We start from the raw sequence: 19054 nt of genomic DNA, 5'->3' as shown, positions 1-19054 counted from the left end.
CGTAGGCAGCAATAGTTGCCAGCAATTCATCGACAGTGAATCGTCATCAGCGGCTCTAGCGGAAGAGCGGCTCTGAACGGCCCATCGCCAACTGGATGGCCCCTGATGCAGTGCTTTCGTTGCCAGTACCGACCTCTTTATTCGTCGCAGACGCCACAGACGCCACATCCGCCGCAGACGCCAGCTCGACCAGCGGCTGAGCATCGCGCGCGTCGAGGGCAAACAGCGGCGCGGAGGCCTCAAGCAGCCCGCGCGGGGAGCTTGAATTGGCGGTTGCGACAGACGATGACGCAGGCACGGTATCGCGTGACGCCAGGCGGGTCCCCGCTGTCTCGAGAGGCCCGCTGGCCTCCAGCGGGCCAACCCGACTCATGATCGAGATCAGCTTGTCGGCATAGTGCGGGTCAGTGGCGTAGCCTGCCTCCTGCAAGGCGCGCGCGGCACTCTGGGCGTCCGGCGACCGGGTCACGTGGGCATAACGCTGGGCGCCGGTCAGCAGCGCGGCATGATCGCGCAGCGCACTGGCCTGATCGGGATAGACGCGGAAGCTGTCCTCGAGACGCATGCGACGCCCATCGCGGTACTCGGTGGTCAGCACCGTGGTGCTGTCGCCCTGCCAGCTGCTGCCAGCCTTGATGCCGAACAGGTTATGGCTATCGGTGCCGGCCTCGGTGTGGATACGGCGCTCACCCCAGCCCGTTTCCAGCGCGGCCTGCGCCAGAATCAATTCTGCGGGCAGCCCGCTTTCGCGACTGGCCGCCTGTGCGGCGGGACCAAATTCCGCCACGAAGCGCTGCACATTCTCGGGCTGACGACGTTGTTGCTCGCTGAGCGCTGCCACGTCGGTCACTGCCACCGGGCTGACGGTGTCAGACACGTCATCCTTGCCTGTCGTCGCCATCGGCAGCTCGGCATAGACGCCTCGCGCCATGCCGCCGGGGGCCAGCGTATCGAGCATCGCCATGAAGCCGGTGACCTCATCTGCGTCGCGTGTCTCCACCGCCGCCTGCCAGTCACCTTCGCGAGCCGCGCCCACCTCCGGGGTCAGGCCCACCGCCGACAACCAGCCGTCGGCCCCCTGTTCAGCGACCGGCTCGCTATCCACTGCTGCGCTAGGGGAGATTGCGGTGCTGCTATCCGTGTTCGTACCTGTTGCCGTGCTGGAGGACAACTGCTGAATCAGGATCTTCGACAGGCCGATACCGTCACCGACACTGGCCAGTTGCTGGGAGAGCTGCTGGTCCAGCATCGAGGTCATCATCTCTTGCTGCTGGGAGCCGGTCAGCGCTGAGTTCTCGGTGGCCGAGCGCATCTGCTTGAGCATCATGTTGAGCATCAAGGCCTCGAATTGACGCGCACTCTCCTCCAGCGCCTCCTGCTGACGCTCGCCGCCACTGCTGGCCGCCCCCTTGAGGCTCGCCAGACCCTGGGTGTCGAAGGCCAGACGACCGGCATCCACGTTGGCACCGCTACCAAGCACACTCATCAGATCACCTCGAGATCAGCACGCAGCGCACCGGCTGCCTTGAGCGCTTCCAGAATCGAGACCAGGTCCTGCGGCGTGGCGCCCAGCGCATTCAGGCCATCGACGACCTCCTGCAGACTGGCAGTTCCCTCGACCATGCGCAGCGCACCGCCCTGCTGATTCACGCTGATATCGGGGTCGTTGACCACTGCCGTCTGCCCCTGGGACAGCGGCGCAGGCTGACTGATCACCGGATTGGCGTCGATCACCACCGACAGATTGCCGTGGGTGACCGCAGCGCGCGCCAGGCGCACTTCGGAGTTCATCACCACCGAACCGGTCCGCGCATTGACCACCACACGCGCACGCGGCACGCCCAGCGCGACCTCGATGTTCTCGAGCCTGGCGATGAACCCGACACGCTGACTGAGGTCACGCGGTGCCTGCACCACGATATCGCGGCTGCTGAGCGGCGAGGCCAGCGAGCCGCCGAAGTTGCGGTTGATGGCGCTGGCGACGTTCTGGGCATGATTGAAATCGCCCTCGAACAGATCGAGATGGATCACGCCATTCTCATCCCCGAGACGCGTCGGCACACCGCGTTCCACCGTCGCACCACTGGGAATGCGCCCGGCGGTCAGCTGGTTGACCTGCACGCTGGAACCGCCGGCCTGGGCACCGGCGCCACCGATGATCAGATTGCCCTGCGCCAGCGCGTAGACCTGGCCATCCACGCCCTTGAGCGGCGTCATCAACAGGGTGCCACCGCGCAGACTCTTGGCATTGCCCAGCGACGACACCACGACATCGATGGGCTGACCGGAGCTTGCAAAGGCCGGCAGGCTGGCGGTGACCATGACCGCCGCCACGTTCTTGAGCTGCATGTTGGTGCCCGATGGCACCGTCACGCCCAGCTGGGAGAGCATGTTGGTCAGACTCTGGCCGGTGAACGGCGCCTGGGTGGTCTGGTCCCCACTGCCATCCAGCCCCACCACCAGGCCGTAGCCGACCAGCGGGTTGTCGCGCACGCCGCGCACCTGGGCGAGGTCCTTGATGCGATCGGCCTGCGCCGACTGCAACGTCAAGGTCAGGCAGCTCACCAGCATCAGGCAGGCGGCCAGCGCAGCGCGCCAGCGGGGATAAGGGAGCATCTCAGGCATCGGATAGCGACTCATGATGGGACAGCGTGGTGAGAAATCGGGACGGGCCATTCAGGGCGAGGCAATTCGCGGCAGAACAAGTCTCTCCAGGACATTGCGCGGCAATCAGCACGCCAGGCTCAGAACGGCGCCAGATTGAGGAAGAAGCGCTGCAACCAGCCCATGTTCTGTGCCTCGTTGATATAGCCATCACCGACATATTCGATGCGTGCACTGGCCACCTGGGTGGACTGCACCGTATTGGCCGAGGAAATCGTGCGCGGATTGACCACCCCGGAGAAGCGAATCGACTCCGTGCCCTGATTGATCGCGATGCGCTTCTCGCCGCGCACCTCCAGATTGCCATTGGGTTGCACCTGACTGACCGTCACGGTGATGGTGCCGGTGAAACTGTTGTTGGCATTCGAGCCACCACTGCCGGTGAAGTCATTCTCGCCCTCGATATCGGCATCGGTGCCATCCAGCAGCCCCGTCATGAAATCGGGGATGGCGGTCAGCGAGAAACCGAGGCTGCCGTCACGGCTGGCATTGCTGGCCGAGCTCTTGCTGGCGCTGACATTCTCGTCGAGCAGGATGGTGATGATGTCGCCGATGGCACGTGGGCGGCGATCCTCGAACAGCGGCTGGTTGCCATACAGCGGCTGGAAGATGGCGCCATTGGCCATCGGTTCCGGGCGCGGCTGCATCGTCGACTCCATTGGCGTGGTATCGACCAGAGGCTCGCTGGGGATATGGGCACACCCGGCGCCTACCAGCGTCATGGCCAGCATCGCCAATCCAGCCAGCGCGCGGCGCATGCGACGCCAGCCAGGCAATACCAATCCAGGCAACGCCAAGCCATTCTGGCCTGGGCAAACAGCTGACAGGGATGGCAGTGCCACCACCGGGAGATCACGCGAAAGCGACATGCGACAACCCTTACATCTGGACCAGACGCTCCAGCATCTGATCGGTGGTGGTCACGGCCTTGGAATTGATCTCGTAGGCACGCTGGTTCTGGATCATGCCCACCATCTCTTCCACCACGTTGACGTTGGAGGTCTCGACGAAGCCCTGATAGAGAGTGCCCGCACCATTGAAGCCCGGCACGTTGTCACTGCGCGGCCCCGAGGCGTCGGTCTCGGAATACAGATTCTCGCCGCGACTGAACAGGCCCGTCGGGTTGATGAAGGTGGACAGCTGCAGCTGGCCGACCTCGGTGCTGTTGGTGGAACCGGGCTGGGTGACACTGACCACGCCATCAGAGGCGATATCGACACTCAGGGCATTGGCCGGAATGACGATCGCCGGGTCCAGCGGGTAGCCACTGGCGGTGACCATCTGGCCGGTGCTGTCGAGCTGGAAGGAGCCATCGCGGGTATAGGCATTGGTGCCATCCGGCAGCATCACCGCGAAGAAGCCCTGACCATTGATCGCGACATCCTTGGAGTTCTCGGTCTGCTCCAGATTGCCCTGGATGTGCAGACGCTCGGTGGCCACGGTGCGCACCCCGGTGCCCACCTGCAGCCCCGAGGGCAGCTCGGTGGTGGCAGAGGAGGCAGCGCCGGGCTGGCGCATGTTCTGGTAAAGCAGATCTTCAAACACCGCGCGCGACTGCTTGAAACCATTGGTCGAGACGTTGGCCAGGTTGTTGGCCGTGACGTCCATCTGCATCTGCTGAGCTTCAAGGCCGCTCTTGGCTGTCCATAGGGCACGAATCATCAGGGGGCTCCGCCGTGATTACGGGGTCAGTCGGTACCAAGCAGGCTGTTGCCACGCTCGGCCATGCGCTCTGCCGTATCGATGCTCTTCATCTGCATCTCGAAACTGCGCGCGTTGTTGATCATGGCGACCATCGCGTCGGTCGCCGAGACGTTGCTGCTCTCCAGGGCGCCGGAGACGACCCGCACCAGCGGGTCGGCAGCCAGCGGTGGCGCGGCCTCTCCCGCCGCAGTCGGCGGCTGACGGAAATAGCCGTCCTCGCCGCGCACAAGCGCCGGACTGCCGGGAATGGCCTCGGGATTGACCAGCTTGAGCTGGGCCTGCAGCACCATGGTGTCAGGTGCATCCGCCGCCGAGCGCGCACTCACGCTGCCATCGGCGGAGATATGCACGATGGCGTTGAGCGGCAGCTCGATCGGCCCGCCATCGCCCAGCACCGGCAAGCCGCTGGAGGTCAGGACACCATCGGCATCGATCTGCAGCGCGCCGTTGCGGGTGTAGAGCTCCTCGCCATTCGCGCCTTGCACGGCCAGCATGCCGGGGCCGTCCAGCGCGACATCCAGCGAGCGATCCGTGGTCTGGATCGTGCCCTGGGCCATCGAGGCCCCCGCGGTGGTCAGCTGACTGGAGATGCGTGTCGCCAGCCCTTCGCCCTGCACATCCACCGCCCGCGACAGCGTCAGCATCTCGCGAAAGCCGGTGGTCGAGAGGTTGGCCAGGTTATGACTGGCGACATCCTGAGCCGCCAGGCTGCGCTGGGCGCCGCTCATGGCGGTGTAGAGCATTCTATCCATCAGCCGACTCCGATCTGGTCAGATAACACGCGCAGCGCTGGCGCTGTCAGGCGACATGGCATCAGTCAGCCCGGATCAACGCAGATTGATCACGGTCTGCTGGACTTCGTCCTGCACCGAGATGGTCTGGGCATTCGACTGGTAATTGCGCTGGGCGATGATCAGATCGACCAGCTCGGTGGTCAGGTCGACGTTGGAGGCTTCCACCGCACCCGAGACCACATCACCGAATACCCCCTCGCCCGGCACGCCGACCAGCGGCTCACCGGATTCCGCAGTCGCCAGCCAGCTGTTGTCGCCATTGGGCTTGAGGCCCTGATCGTTGGCGAAGTTGGCCAGCGCGATGGTGCCCAGCGTCTGGGTCAGTTCATTGGAGTAGCTGCCGATCACCCGCCCGTCACCGTCGATGGAGATACCCACCAGGCTGCCCGAGGTGTAGCCGTTCTGGGATAGCGAGGTGACTTCGTAGTCGTTGGCGTACTGGGTACTGCCCGTCAGATCGATGCTGAAGTTCATGTCTTCGGCACCGTTCGCGAGGGTGTAGGTCATGGCTGTCTGGGTGTAGTCGCTATTCAGCTGGCCATTGGTGCCGAAGCTGATCGGCTCCACCTGGACATCGAAATCCACCGTCGGGGTGATGCCGGCATTCACATCCGACTGGTATTCGGCCGACTTGCCGGCGAAGTCCATGACATGCTGAACATCCCAGGTGTTGCTGCCGGTTTTGGTATAGAACGACGTCACGACATGCTCGCTGCCCAGGCTGTCATAGACGGTCATCGACGACGCGTAGTCATAGCTGGTCGGATCCATCGGATCGAAGGTCGTGGTGGTCGGCTCGGCTTCGGAATCCAGATTGATGGATATCTGCGCGCCGTAGATGCTGTTGGCAAGGTTATCCTGAGTCGCACTGGCCGCCAGGGGCGCGGTCGGCACCTGCAGCACGACGGGCTCGCCAGTGACTCGCTCGCCGGAATAGCCCGTCAGCTGGGCGCCCTGCGTATTGACGATATAGCCATCGGCATCGACATTGAGCTGGCCATTGCGCGAATAGACCACCTGACCGGTGCTGTCGGCAAAACGCAGGAAGCCTTCGCCGGAAATCGCGATATCGAGATCACGCCCGGTGGTTTCCAGCGAACCGGTCGAGAAGTCCTGGGAGATGGAGGCAACCTGGACCCCGATACCCGCCGCCTGGGAACTGGCATAAAGATCCGCGAACTGGGTCTCGGAGGACTTGAAGCCTACCGTTTCCGAGTTGGCGATGTTGTTGCCTATCACATCCAGATTGGTTGCCGCCGCACTCAAGCCGCTCAATGCCTGTGAAAACGCCATGGTCTGTCCCTTTGATCGCGATGAAGATGAAAGCCCGAGACCTGTCAGCGAGCTCGGGGCGGCCAAAAGGCCTGAAACTGGTGGCCCGTCCGGCGGGCTCGCTGGCGCTATCCCTACGCCATGGGCTCAGCTCAAAGCACCTGACGCACGGCGTCCAGACTGACGACGCCCAACACCGGGCCCAGGTCCAGCTGAGCACCACTGTCGGTCTGATTGACGCCACTGACCACGCCATAACTCAGCGTCTGCAGGTCGTCATAGCTCTCGCCTGCCCGCTCGGCCGTCACGGCCAGCTGGTAGGAGCCATCGGCGGCTTCAGTGCCATCATCCAGCAAACCGTCCCAGACGAAGCCATGAATACCCGCCTCCAATGCGCCCAACTCGAAGGTCTTGACCACACTGCCATCCGCGCCCAGCACCTCGACGGTGGCATTGTCGACATCGTCGGCCAGCTCAAGGCCGAAGGGTGTCGAGGTCGCGTTGCCCACCAGCACCGCATTGCCGCCGACCAGCACGCCCTGATCGAGCAGACTGGCCGCCTGCAGCGCTTCACTGCTGGAAATCTGCGCCGTGATGCCCTCAAGGGTGGTGTTGAGTTCTTCGATACCACTGACGGTGCTGATCTGGGCCAGCTGCGCGGTCAGGTCGGAATTCGACACCGGGTCCATCGGGTCCTGGTTCTGCATCTGCGCCACCAGCAGGGTCATGAACTGATCATTGAGCTCCTCGGTACTGCTCACCGACTGCGTGCTGTCGGTGACGCCGGAGGTCGTGGTGGTCTGGTTGATGCTATTGAGCACACTGGTGTCTAGCGTCGCCATGCGGTTACCCGAAATCAGAAAAAGCGGTCAGAAGGCCAAAGCCCCGAGCGAGGATCATTCCCCCAGCGTCAGCGTCTTGCGCAGCAGGGACTTGGAGGTATTGAAGACCTCGACATTGGCCTCGTAGGACTTGGAAGCCGCGATCATGTCGACCATCTCGGCGACCGGATCGACATTGGAGAAGGTCACATAGCCCTGCTCGTCGGCGAGGGGATGATCGGGGCGATACTCCTGGCGCGCCGGGGCATCGCTCAACTCCACCGAGCTGACCCTGACACCACCGAGACCTGCACTACGCGACGCCATCTGTGTCGCCAGACCGCCACCGGCCAGGTTGGCCGTCGCCAGCGAGGCATTGGCCTGACGCGCGAGGGGCGCGTACTCGAACACCACCTGACGCGCCTGATAGGGCTTGCCATCCGGGCCCGCCACGCTGTCGGCGTTGGCCATGTTGCTGGCTACGGCATTGATGCGCTGCGACTGGGCCGCCATCGCGGAACCCGCGACGTTGAAGATGCTGAACGCTGCCATCAACTGTTCTCCGATTGCATGGCCAGACGCAGGCCCTGGATCTTGCCGGTCAGAAGCTCAAGGCTGGCCTCGTAATGCAGACTGTTGTCCGCGAAATTGACCCGCTCCACATCCATGTCGACGGTATTGCCGTCCAGACTCGGCTGTGTGGGCACGCGATAGAGCAGGTCCGCGCCCAGCGACAGCCCCGCCCCGCTGGCGGCCTGGTGGCCGGCCTGGGTCGTGTTAAGCGCAAGCGGCCCCGGCGCGGCATTGCCCGCCGTCGCCTTGGCCAGGGTGGCGGAGAAGTCGATATCGCGCGCCAGATAGCCCGGCGTGTCGGCATTGGCGATATTGGTGGCCAGCACCTGCTGACGCTCGGCGCGTAGGCCCAGCGCCTGCTGGTGAAAGCTCATGAGGGAATCAAGTCGATCAAACATGGAAGTGCCCCGCTGTCGGCACCTCGCCCTGATGTGAGCGAGGGAACATCCATCGATCAGCTCACGCGTAGGGGAGCATGACGGAAAGCAGGACTGAGAATAGTCAGCCAGCGCCAGGATGAAGGTAAGAACAAGCCACTTTATCGCGGCTATTTCTGGCCATGTCGTTATCAGGGGCGGCTTACAATCTCTCGCGGCACTGATCCAGCGCCCTGAACCTTGTGCCCTGAACCAGGGGCGCTTGACCCCGCCTTCCGCCCCGGACGCCACTCGCGATGAGAGACAGCATGCCGAAAATCAGCGTAGCGAAAGGTCTGTCTGTGGCTAGAGGACTGTCTGTTGCAAAAGGACTGTTTGTGACAAAAGGCCTGACGACGGCAACAGGCCTGTGGCGCACCATCGCCAGCACCGGGCTATTGGTCCTGCTGCCCGCGGGGGCCGCTGTGCATGCCAACACCTCAGACACGATCGGCTCTGCCATTCAGCCGTCTGCCGCCCAGGCATCAGCAACAGCAACAACCTCATCAATAGCCTCAACAACAGCGCCTTCAGTCAAGGACGCGCAGACACGCGCCGTCGAGGCCCTGCGCTGGCAATTGAGCGACTTCTTCACCGCCGAGGACAGCGGCTCCGTCAGAGTGCGCATGCCCGGTGAGCCGCCACTGCGCGCGCCCAGCGAGGCCTCAGTACAACTCGAGCTGCGTCGCCTGCCCGCCCGCCTGAAAGAATGCTCGGCACCCCAACTGAGCCTCAACGCCGCGCGCAGTGACCGCCATGCACCGGGACTCAAACGCCTGCAGCTGCTGTGCGCCAACGGCAAGCAACATATCGTCAGCGTTCGCATGGAACGCTACGCCTGGCGCCAGAGCACGCCACAACCACTTGCGAGCGGCACGCCGCTGGCACCCGCGAGATTGACGCCGGTGCTGACGCCACTGGGCAAGTTGCGTGGCAATGGCTTCGAGAGCGCCGCGACACTGTCAGGTTTCGAGGTACGCCGACGCCTGCGCGCCGGCGAAGTCATCACCCGCAACAGCGTGCGCGCCATCCCGCTGGTAAACTTCGGCGATACCGTGACCTATCAGGTCAGCGGCACAGGCTTCAGCATGCAGCGCAGTGCGCGGGCACTGGAGGCTGGGGGGCTCGATGAGCGCATCCGCATCGAACTCGCTCCGGGCGACTGGGTGCGCGCCCGCGTCATCGGGCCGCGGCGGGTAGCGCCATGATGACTTCAGTTGAGTTGAGATAAGCCGCGCCAAGCCAATCCGAGTCATCCTGTTGACTGCGCACGTCCGGCCACGACACGCTGACGCACCGGAAAGACATGCTGACGCACCGGAACGACACGCTGACGCTCGAAGGCCGAAATGCTTGATACTGACAAGCCGCCACCGGCACCAGATACCTCATTCCTGAGGGACCATATTGCCTGTGTGGGGTAAAGCTTGTGCTGGCATGGCCGATAGTCGATTCAAGCGCGCAGATGACGCACGCAACCCATCCATGACAGGCTCGTCGTCGAGCCCGGCCCGACGGCCAGAGAGGACAGTCAATGAAGATTGAACATGGCGGCCCGATACAGCGCAGCGACACTCAAGCCCCGCGCGAACTGCGTCCCGAGACAGCCAAGGACACCACCGCCACCACGGCGGCGACCTCCACGGCCGACTCCACCCAGGTCGAGCTTTCCAGCAGCGCGATCGATGCAGGCCAGGACATCGACCAGGCGCGCGTCGACAGCCTCAAGCAGGCCATCGCCGATGGCAGCATCAAGATCGATGTCGACCGCATCGCACAAGGGCTGATCGATGCCTTCGAGGGTGACGCATGACACTCGATGACGCCTCGACGGCCTTGCTGGGCGAGATCTTTTCCGGCCTTGAGCAGGAGCTGAATGACTTCATCGCCCTGCTCGAGGAAGAACAGCGCCTGCTGGGCCAACGCCTGCCGAGTGCGGCAGACCTTGAGGCCTCGCGCGAAGCCAAGCTGGCCAACGCCGCCCGACTGGAAGCGCTGGAGAGCCGCCGGCGCAGCTGGCTGAGCAACGCCGGGCTCACCAATGACCCACTGGAACTGCATACGGTGCTCGCTAGCCAGCCGGTATTGGCCACCCAGTGGTGGCATCTGGTGACACTGACGCGCCGCGCCCAGGCACGCAATCGCCTGAATGGTGAGCTGATCGGTCAGCGCATGGCACTGCACAGCAAGATTCTCGACAGCCTGCATCAACGTTCCCCCGGCCATTACGGCGCCGATGGACGGCCTGCGGCGGGAGCCTCACGCCTGAACGTCTCGGCCTGAATGCCCAGGCTTGAATGTCATGACCTGAATGACCCAGCTTGAATATCTCAGGCGTGAGACCCGCGGGCTGCACACCCAGACTGCAACGCCGCCCCTACTGCCCCAGAAACACACGAGCCCCAGATACACGCGAGGCCCGGCATTCTGCCGAGCCTCCAGATACAGCTGATTCATTCCACTCGCCAGCCAATCAGCCAGCGATCGTCAGCCACTCATCGCCAGTCATTCAAAGACAGCCCCCTTTCGCTGACAACGCTGCCTGTCACGCGCCTTCCAGGCTTTCGACGTCGATCACCAGCTGGATGTCATCCAGATGTGCCGCCGGCTTGAGTACGCCACGCCCATTGCGATAGACCTTCAGCGAAAATGGCGCCGTCGCCAGCTCCCGGGTGGGCAGGGTCAACTTGCCACGCCTCGCCTCAAGCATGGCGCAGCGCTCCTCCAGGCAGAGCATGACCTGCCATTCCCCCGGTGCACTCGTGAGCGAATAGCGCCAATGAATCGCGGTGACGCGCGTCCTGTCAGGCGCCATCAGACCTGAATCACGCACGGCATCTGCCACTGCCAGAGGGCGCATATACCAATGCCCCCGCTGAGCGATGGTCAGCGACTCGACGGACATCATCACCGCCGCGCTGGCGGCCTGCACCGGCGTGGCCAGCGTCGCGGCCCACAGCGCTGCTGCCGTCATCAAGGCCGCCATCGGTGCCGTCCTGCTTCCAGGCTTCGCACTCAGCTTCGCTCTCGACGCCACTCCCGCCCTGGCTTTCCTGAATCCTGTCGCCACTCGCCTTCTTCTCTGCACCGCTGACTCCTTCAGATCCGTCTTGCTGCAGACGCTCGACACACCCCTCGCCGGCGCCTTCCCTGTCGCACTTCTCTGCCTTTGCCGCATGTTGTTGTCTTGCTCGGTGGTGAGTCGCGCTGCCCTGGCGTCACGCCGCACGACCCCCGATCATCTGGGTGACCCGCAGCTCGCGGTCATCGGGAATCTCTGCCTGGGACAGCACCGCCAGACTCTTGAAGCGACGACGCAGGAAGCGCCCCACCAAGGGTCGCAGCGCATGCCCGACCACCAGTACACTGGGCTCGCCATTGGCGTCCTGCGCGGCGACGGCATTCTCGGCATGCTGCATCAAGGTATCGGCAAGGCCGGGCTCCAGCGCATTGCCACTGCTCAAGGCCTGCATCAGCACCTGCTCGAGCTGCGCCTCCAGACCGATCACGCGCAAGACGCGCTCGGCGCCGAACCAGTACTGGGTGATGGCGCGCCCGAGGGCGACGCGCACCATGGCGGTCAGGTCGTTGGGGTCCTTGCTGTGCGGTGCATGTTCCGCAAGTGCCTCGAGGATGGTGCGCATGTCGCGAATCGAGACCTCCTCATCCAGCAGGTTGTGCAGGATACGCTGCAGGGTGCCCTGACTGATCAAGGCCGGCACCACCTCCTCCACCAGGCCGCCATCCTGCGGGCCCAGCTTCTCGAGCAGCTTGCTGACCTCACTGCGCCCGAGCAGCTGATCGGCATGGCGGGTCATCAGATGATTGAGGTGGGTCGTGATCACGGTCGGGGTATCGACCACCGTGTAGCCATAGACCTGGGCCTGCTCGCGGGTTTCCGGCTCGATCCAGGTGGCGGCCAGGCCGAAGGCCGGCTCGGTGGTGGCCACGCCCGGCAGCTTGCCGGACACCTTGCCCGGATTGATCGCCAGCCAGCGGCCCGGATAGGCCTCGCCCCGCCCGACCTCGGCGCCCTTCAGGCTGATCACATACTGATTGGGCCCGAGCTCGAGGTTGTCGCGGATATGCACCACCGGCGGCAGAAACCCAATCTCCTGGGCGTACTTGCGACGCACCCCCTTGATGCGCGCCAGCAACTCACCGCCCTGGCGCATGTCGACCATCGCGATCAGGCGATGACCGACCTCCATCGCCAGCGGCTCCACCAGTCGCACATCATCCCAGCTGGCCTCGCTGACCTCCTGCACGGCCGCCGCAGGCGCAGGCGCCGCCTCTTCCTTCGCCTCGCTGCTGACCTCCTTCTCGCGCTGGGAGGCCCACCACCCAAGCCCCGCCAGCAGCAAGGTGAAGAGGATGAAGACCATGTTGGGCATGCCCGGCACCAGACCCAGCAGCCCCATCACGCCAGCGGCCAACCACAGTACCTGCGAGCTCTTGAACAGTTGGCCGATCATCTGCTGACCGACGTCTTCATTGGTGTTGACCCGCGACACCATCACGCCCGCGGCAGTCGAGATGACCAGCGACGGAATCTGGGCCACCAGTCCATCGCCGATGGTCAGCAGCGTATAGGTGCGCGCCGCATCGGACATGCTCAGGTCGTGCTGCCCGACCCCGATGATCAGCCCGCCGATGATATTGACCACCATGATCACCAGTCCCGCCACCGCATCGCCACGCACGAACTTGCTGGCACCGTCCATCGAGCCGAAGAAATCGGATTCCTGCGACACTTCCCGGCGGCGCTCGCGCGCCTGGTCTTCGCCGATCAGGCCGGCATTGAGGTCGGCATCGATCGCCATCTGCTTGCCGGGCATGGCGTCCAGCGTGAAGCGTGCGCCGACCTCGGCGATACGCCCGGCGCCCTTGGTGATGACCATGAAGTTGATGATGACCAGAATCGAGAACACCACCAGACCGACGGCGAAGTTGCCGCCGACCAGAAACTGGCCGAAGGCCTCGATGACCTTGCCCGCCGAGTCACCGCCGTTGTGACCTTCCAGCAGCACCACCCGCGTCGAGGCGACATTGAGCGACAGGCGCAGCAAGGTCGAGAACAGCAGCACCGCAGGGAAGGCCGAGAAGTCCAGCGGCTTCTGCGCAAACATGCTGACCATCAGGATCATGATCGACAGCGCGATATTGAAGGTGAACAGCAGATCGAGGATGAAGGGCGCCAGCGGCAACACCATCATCGACAGGATCATCATGATCAGCAGCGGCCCGGCCAGCACCTTCAGCTGGCTGGAGGTGTTCAGCCCCACGCGGTCAAACAGTGTCAGCAAGGTATTCATGCAAGCGGCTCATCGATCGTGAAGGGCGTTGCGCGTGCTGCGCAGCGGCCCGGGTTTGGGGTGCGGAAATGGCGGTCAGTCATGGGGTTCGGGCAGCAGCATCGGGCAGCAGGACGGTTATCAAGTTCGGGCCTCAACTTCGGCCATCAACTGCGGTCATCAACTTCCGACACGAGGATCCGCCGTCGCGTCACCGTCCGGCCCTGGCTTGGCGCTGGGCTGGAACACCGCCCCGGCATCGGCGTCATCAGAATCATGATCAGAAGACATCGCGCCTGTGGCTGAAGCCTCAGCTTCGGCTGCCGGCTCCCCGTCATCACGCTCGGCGCCTGGCGGACCAGCCTCCTCAGCCGTCCCTTGCGCCTCCTCGGGCACCTGATACTCATCGGGAACGGACAGATCTGGCGGCAAGCTCGGGCGCAGGCCACCCTGCTGGCGGGCCCGCTTGAGTCGCATCGCCCAGGCCAGCACCTCGGCGATCACCTGATAGAGCGCAATGGGAATTTCCTGCTCGAGATCGACATGGGTGTGCAGGGCACGCGCCAGGGGCGGCGCACTCAGCATCGGCACCCCGTTCGCCTCGCCCACTTCACGAATGCGCAGTGCCACCTCATCACGCCCCTTGGCCACCACCCGCGGTGCGCGCATGTCGCCCTCGTGATAGACCAGCGCCACCGAGTAGTGCGTCGGGTTGTTGACGATGACATCGGCAGTGGGTACGGCGCTCATCATGCGCGCGCGCGCCATGGCCTGTTGCTGCTGACGGATGCGAGCCTTGATCTGCGGGTCGCCATCCGTCTCCTTGTGCTCGCGCTTGATCTCCTCGAGGCTCATGCGCAGCTTCTTGGCGTGACTCCACAGCTGGTACGGCACATCCATCAGCGTCGGCACGATCAGCATCAATATCGCCAGCGCCGTACAGCGCGCCACGATCGCCAGCGCATCCGCCATGGCGTTGCCCAGCGGCATCATCATCAACGCCATCAATTCCTGGCGCTGGGCATGCAGATACATCACCACCACGCCACCGACCAGTATCGACTTGGCGATGGTCTTGAGCAGCTCGGCCAGCGCCTGGGAGGACACCATCCGGCCCAGCCCCTTGACGGGATTGAGCTTGCCCAGCGACGGCGCCAGCGACTTGGTGGAGAACATCCAGCCGCCCAGCAACACCGGGCCGACCAACGCCAGCACCATCAGCAGGGCGAACAACGGCAACAGTGCCAGCAAGGCCTCCTGGCCCAGCATCAAGGCGTTGGCAAGCATCACGCGACTGTCGAGTGCCTGAGCGCGATCAAAGCCGAACGAGGCGCCCAGCACACGCTCCAGGGTGTCGCCAAGCGGCCCCGCCAACAGCCACAGGCCTGCCGCACCTCCGCCCAGCAACAGAAAGGTCGCAAGCTCCCGCGAACGGGGCACCTGCCCTTCCTCGCGGGCCTTCTGTATTCGGTGAGGCGTGGCGTCTTCTGTCTTGTCGTCGCTGCTCTGCTCGTCAGCCACCGGCTACTCCGCTTGCCTGGGATTGCATCTGCCTGAACTGCCGGGGAGCATGACGCTCGCTCACACTGGCGCGCACGGCGAACGCATCATGCCGAGAATGGGCCTCATTGTGACAAGCACGGCGGGGATCAAAGCGCGGAATAGCGCCCAAAAACGCCCTTGCCCGCCACGCAGGGCGTGATGGGCAAGGGCATGAAGGACGAGAGTATTAAGAACAAGGACCAGCAGGTGCCACTACCGGGAAGGCGGTTAGAAACCGAGGCTATCCAGCAGGTCATCGACCTCATCCTGACTGGCGACCACCCCCGGGGCATCGGCTCGCACCTGGGGGCCATTGAGCAAGGCGCCAGACTGGGCGTCAACGTCGCCGGGGGTTGCCTGCTCATCCAGCGCCGAGGCTGAAAGCGCTGCTGCCGAAAGCCCCGCAGCGGCCGCCGTGGTGGCGGCCTGTCCGGAAGGCGCCAGCGCCGAACGTGCATGGCCCTCCGGGACATTGTCGAGCAGCAACTGCAAAAGCTGCATCTCGATCTGCTGGATGACATCCATCATGCGCTTGATCACCTGACCGGTTAGGTCCTGGAAATCCTGCGCCATCATGATCTCGAGCAATTCGCTGTTGGTGGCGCTGGTCTGATCAGGCACCACGGCCAGATAGGCACGCGTATCGATCACCAACTCACGCGCCTGATCCAGGGCCACCGGCTCGGCAAACCAGGCGTCCCAGCGCCCGCTGAGCGACTTCGCCTCACTGGCCAGGGCATCCTGCAGCGGCTGGGCCCGCTCACAGGCATTGAGGGCACGATCTGCTGCCTGCTCCGTCTTGCTGGCCACATAATTGAGGCGATCACGAGCATCGGGGATCGCCTCGGCAGCACGCTCGATCTCGCGATCCAGCCCCAGCTCACGCATGTTGTCGCGCAGCATGCGCGTCAGCTGGCCGATACGCCGAATCAGGTCTTCGCTGCTATCCCCCGTCCTGGCGAGGTTGGCTGCCCCATCGCGCGCCATCACACCAGGATCAGCGCCCGAGGATGACTGGGGTTCAGATGATGATTCCAGATGACTCATGACACCCTCCTTGATGTGACCAACTACGCGACCAGCGCGGCCCGGCCAACGTGGCCCGATGGCTCAGAGGCCGTGTTTCTCGAAGACCTTGCCCAGCTTCTCTTCCAGCACCGCCGCCGTGAAGGGCTTGACCACATAGCCACTGGCGCCGGCCTGAGCGGCGGCAATGATGTTTTCCTTCTTGGCCTCAGCGGTGACCATCAGCACCGGCAACGTGGCCGTGGCGGGATTGGCACGCACGCGTCTGAGCATCTCGAGCCCATCGAGGTTGGGCATGTTCCAGTCGGAGATCACCAGTTCGAAGCTGCCTTGATTCAGGAACTCCAATGCCTGTTGCCCATCTTCGGCTTCCTCCACATTGGTGAAGCCGAGCTCCTTGAGCAGGTTGCGCACGATCCGACGCATGGTGGGAAAGTCGTCGACGACGAGGATTCGCAGGTTCTTGTCGGCCATCAGCGGTCGGGCTCTCTTCCAGAATCACATGAGGGAACGGCTGAAAATTCCAGCCTTGTGAGGGGGTTATCGGCCACAAGCCGGCAGACTTTACCCTCTGCGCCCATCTTCTTCTTGCCGGCAACTTACTCCTACTTAACCTCCACGCCCAGGCAGATCGAAGCGGTCTAGACGCGTTGCGAACGCCCGGCCAGCTGTACCAGGTGGAGCAGTTGCCCACTGATGCGACTCAACGGCAACACGCTTTGTGCGGCCCCGAGCTCGACGGCTTCCCGCGGCATGCCGTAGACCACGCAGCTTTGCTCGTCCTGGGCGATGGTGTGGGCGCCGGCTTCGCGCATCTGCAACAACCCCCGCGCGCCGTCGCGGCCCATGCCGGTCAGGATCACGCCCACGGCGTTGCGACCGGCCACCCGCGCCACGGAATCGAACAGCACATCCACCGATGGGCGGTGACGATTGACCGGCGGATGCTGATCGAGGGTTACCACATAGTTGGCCCCGCTGCGCGATAGCGTCAGGTGGGCGTCGCCAGGCGCGATATAGGCATGCCCCGGCAGGATGCGCTCACCGTGCGCAGCTTCCTTGACGGCGATACGACACAGTCCATTGAGTCGCTCGGCGAACGAGCGCGTGAAGCCCGGCGGCATGTGCTGAGTCACCAGAATGGCCGGCGCATCCGCCGGTAACGACTGCAACACCGCGCGTATCGCCTCGGTCCCGCCGGTCGAGGCCCCCACCGCGATCAGCTTCTCGCTCGACAGCAATGGCCGGCGACTGGCAGCAGCGGTCACAGGCGGCACCGTTTCCTGACTGACCGCACCGTGACTGACCGCACCCTGACTGACCGAAGCGGCGACTGACCTGTCTGCCAGACTGGACTGATATGGATTGGACTGAGACAGGCTGGACTGAGCCGGATTGGATAGGGTCGAATTGAACAGAGCCGAGCCGGCCTGTGCACCGCCAGCAGATGGCAACGTCACGGCGCGACCCGCAGGCCGCACACGCGCCCGCGCGGCGGCGCGAATCTTGTCGGCAATCGTCTCGGCATACTCGAGCATGCCGCCACGTATTCCCAGGCGCGGTTTGGAGACGAAATCCACCGCACCCAGCTCCAGCGCGCGCAGCGTGATTTCCCCACCGCGCTCGGTCAGCGAAGACACCATCACCACCGGCATCGGCCGCAGACGCATCAGGCGCTCGAGGAAGTCCAGCCCATCCATGCGCGGCATTTCCACATCCAGCGTCAGCACATCCGGCTCGTGACGCTTGATCAGGTCTCGCGCGACCAGCGGGTCCGGCGCGGTGGCCACGACCTGCATGTCAGGCTGGGCATTGATGATCTCGGCCATCAACTCACGGATCAGCGCGGAGTCATCGACACACAGCACACGAATCATGCGCCCCGCCCCGGCCTGGGGCGTGCCTGCGCCAGCAGCTGCACTTGAGTTCGAATCTGACCTTGAACCAGCATTTGACCTTGAGACCGAGCATGACGATGAAGCGGGGGTAGGCATCCAGACACTCCTGGAGAGTGGGTAAGGGAAAGGGAATCATGACCAGCCATCACGACGCATCACGCGCCCTCCGTCCGGCGGCGAGACAGGGTATAGACCGTCTGGCCGCGTAGCGTGAAGGCATCATTGAGCCATGAGAAATTCTCGGAATGACCGGCAAACAACAGTCCATCGGGCTTGAGCATCAGCGCGAAGCGGTCCAGCAGGCGTGACTGGGTCTGCTTGTCGAAGTAGATCATCACGTTGCGACAGAAGATCACGTCAAAGCCGCTACCGAGCTCCCAGTGGCTATCCAGCAGATTCAGGTGGCGAAAGCGCACCAGCTGCTTGATCTCCGGGCGCACCCTCACCTGCCCCTGGCGACTGCCGCTGCCACGCAGCATGAAGCGCTTGCAGCGTTGCTCACCCAGTTTGGCGATGCGCTCGAAGGGGTAGATGCCGAGTTCGGCTTCCCGCAGCGCGTCCGTGTCGATATCGGTAGCGATCAGCTCGACCTGACTCGCCGCGGCCCCCAACACCTCGCGCAGCACCATCGCGATGGAATAGGGCTCCTCCCCGGTCGAGGCGGCCGCACACCAGATACGCAGCGGCGCTCGCTGACCCGTCGCCTGGCGCTGGAGGCGCTCGCGCAGGAAGTTCTCGAGCATGACGAAGTGATGGGGCTCGCGAAAGAACGCGGTCAGATTGGTGGTCAGCGCATTGATGAAGGCAGGCCACTCGTCGTGATCACTGCGACTCAGGCTGGCCTCCAGCATGGTCAGATAGTCATGGAAACGCGTCAGACCATGCACTCTGAGCCGGCGCGACAGACGGCTGTAGACCATCTCACGCTTGTGACGCGCCAGCACGATGCCGGCGCGCTGATAGATGAGGCGCGCGATGCGCTCGAAGTCGTCATCGGTCATCACCAGGTCCCGCCCGAGGGCATGGGAGGCCGGTGACGGGGCGGACCAG

At 63.9% G+C, this 19054-nt stretch carries 19 protein-coding genes; 3 read left to right on the top strand and 16 right to left on the bottom strand.

Annotated elements, in window-relative coordinates; translation table 11 throughout:
- Positions 1-55: 55 nt before the first annotated feature.
- From flgJ to flgB, 9 genes are all read right to left on the bottom strand, one after another.
- Positions 56-1486, bottom strand: coding sequence for a flagellar assembly peptidoglycan hydrolase FlgJ (gene flgJ, locus R2R70_RS06350; RefSeq protein WP_410977610.1), 1431 nt, complete (start codon positions 1484-1486; stop codon positions 56-58).
- Positions 1486-2625: a flagellar basal body P-ring protein FlgI gene (locus R2R70_RS06345; RefSeq protein ID WP_054556615.1), complete on the bottom strand. Its 1140-nt coding sequence runs from the start codon at positions 2623-2625 to the stop codon at positions 1486-1488. Before R2R70_RS06345 ends, flgJ begins: the two co-directional genes overlap by 1 nt.
- Before the next feature lie 119 nt (positions 2626-2744).
- Positions 2745-3422 carry a flagellar basal body L-ring protein FlgH gene (locus R2R70_RS06340; RefSeq protein WP_410977735.1) on the bottom strand — a complete coding sequence of 226 codons (678 nt, stop codon included), beginning with the start codon at positions 3420-3422 and terminating at the stop codon, positions 2745-2747.
- A 121-nt stretch (positions 3423-3543) separates the two neighbouring features.
- Positions 3544-4326, bottom strand: a complete 783-nt coding sequence (gene flgG / locus R2R70_RS06335) for a flagellar basal-body rod protein FlgG (protein WP_054556613.1) — start codon at positions 4324-4326, stop codon at positions 3544-3546.
- A gap of 26 nt (positions 4327-4352) precedes the next feature.
- Positions 4353-5120 carry a flagellar basal body rod protein FlgF gene (locus R2R70_RS06330; RefSeq protein WP_410977609.1) on the bottom strand — a complete coding sequence of 256 codons (768 nt, stop codon included), beginning with the start codon at positions 5118-5120 and terminating at the stop codon, positions 4353-4355.
- 75 nt (positions 5121-5195) lie between these two features.
- Positions 5196-6455: a flagellar hook protein FlgE gene (gene flgE / locus R2R70_RS06325; protein ID WP_410977608.1), complete on the bottom strand. Its 1260-nt coding sequence runs from the start codon at positions 6453-6455 to the stop codon at positions 5196-5198.
- A 131-nt stretch (positions 6456-6586) separates the two neighbouring features.
- Positions 6587-7276: a flagellar hook assembly protein FlgD gene (locus R2R70_RS06320; protein WP_131432086.1), complete on the bottom strand. Its 690-nt coding sequence runs from the start codon at positions 7274-7276 to the stop codon at positions 6587-6589.
- Positions 7277-7330: 54 nt separating this feature from the next.
- Positions 7331-7807, bottom strand: a complete 477-nt coding sequence (gene flgC, locus R2R70_RS06315) for a flagellar basal body rod protein FlgC (RefSeq protein WP_054556609.1) — start codon at positions 7805-7807, stop codon at positions 7331-7333.
- Positions 7807-8202, bottom strand: a complete 396-nt coding sequence (flgB, locus tag R2R70_RS06310; RefSeq protein WP_318833290.1) for a flagellar basal body rod protein FlgB — start codon at positions 8200-8202, stop codon at positions 7807-7809. The genes flgC and flgB overlap by 1 nt, the downstream gene beginning before the upstream one ends.
- 380 nt (positions 8203-8582) lie before the next feature.
- Here flgB and flgA point away from each other — a divergent pair, with 380 nt between their 5' ends.
- The 3 genes from flgA to R2R70_RS06295 all read left to right on the top strand — a co-directional run bounded on the left by flgA (position 8583) and on the right by R2R70_RS06295 (position 10527).
- Complete coding sequence (gene flgA / locus R2R70_RS06305) at positions 8583-9452, top strand: flagellar basal body P-ring formation chaperone FlgA (RefSeq protein ID WP_410977607.1); 870 nt, start codon at positions 8583-8585, stop codon at positions 9450-9452.
- A 326-nt stretch (positions 9453-9778) separates the two neighbouring features.
- Complete coding sequence (gene flgM, locus R2R70_RS06300) at positions 9779-10057, top strand: flagellar biosynthesis anti-sigma factor FlgM (protein WP_054556606.1); 279 nt, start codon at positions 9779-9781, stop codon at positions 10055-10057.
- Entirely contained in the window at positions 10054-10527 is a 474-nt protein-coding gene (locus tag R2R70_RS06295; RefSeq protein WP_176677167.1) for a flagella synthesis protein FlgN, read from the top strand. The genes flgM and R2R70_RS06295 overlap by 4 nt, the downstream gene beginning before the upstream one ends.
- A 262-nt stretch (positions 10528-10789) precedes the next feature.
- On the opposite strand, the gene R2R70_RS06290 is transcribed toward R2R70_RS06295, so the two are convergent.
- The 7 genes from R2R70_RS06290 to R2R70_RS06260 form a co-directional block, all read right to left on the bottom strand.
- The gene (locus R2R70_RS06290) at positions 10790-11230 is read right to left on the bottom strand and encodes a flagellar protein FlhE (RefSeq protein WP_410977606.1); all 441 of its coding nucleotides are present in this window, start codon (positions 11228-11230) and stop codon (positions 10790-10792) included.
- 232 nt (positions 11231-11462) lie between these two features.
- Positions 11463-13559: a flagellar biosynthesis protein FlhA gene (flhA, locus tag R2R70_RS06285; protein ID WP_131432092.1), complete on the bottom strand. Its 2097-nt coding sequence runs from the start codon at positions 13557-13559 to the stop codon at positions 11463-11465.
- Positions 13560-13718: 159 nt separating this feature from the next.
- A complete protein-coding gene (gene flhB, locus R2R70_RS06280) occupies positions 13719-15059 on the bottom strand; it encodes a flagellar biosynthesis protein FlhB (RefSeq protein WP_410977605.1) in 1341 nt (446 codons plus the stop codon).
- A 249-nt stretch (positions 15060-15308) separates the two neighbouring features.
- Positions 15309-16067, bottom strand: a complete 759-nt coding sequence (gene cheZ / locus R2R70_RS06275; protein ID WP_410977734.1) for a protein phosphatase CheZ — start codon at positions 16065-16067, stop codon at positions 15309-15311.
- A 123-nt stretch (positions 16068-16190) separates the two neighbouring features.
- Complete coding sequence (gene cheY, locus R2R70_RS06270) at positions 16191-16580, bottom strand: chemotaxis response regulator CheY (RefSeq protein WP_131432094.1); 390 nt, start codon at positions 16578-16580, stop codon at positions 16191-16193.
- A gap of 167 nt (positions 16581-16747) precedes the next feature.
- Positions 16748-17983: a protein-glutamate methylesterase/protein-glutamine glutaminase gene (locus R2R70_RS06265; protein ID WP_410977604.1), complete on the bottom strand. Its 1236-nt coding sequence runs from the start codon at positions 17981-17983 to the stop codon at positions 16748-16750.
- A gap of 176 nt (positions 17984-18159) precedes the next feature.
- Positions 18160-19005, bottom strand: a complete 846-nt coding sequence (locus R2R70_RS06260; RefSeq protein WP_410977733.1) for a CheR family methyltransferase — start codon at positions 19003-19005, stop codon at positions 18160-18162.
- Positions 19006-19054: the final 49 nt, after the last annotated feature.

It is taken from the genome of Cobetia sp. SIMBA_158, assembly GCF_046566945.1.
In the GTDB taxonomy this organism is placed as follows: domain Bacteria; phylum Pseudomonadota; class Gammaproteobacteria; order Pseudomonadales; family Halomonadaceae; genus Cobetia; species Cobetia amphilecti.
The sequence above is the reverse complement of the archived record's forward strand: the minus strand, read 5'-3'. Positions and strand labels throughout refer to the sequence as shown.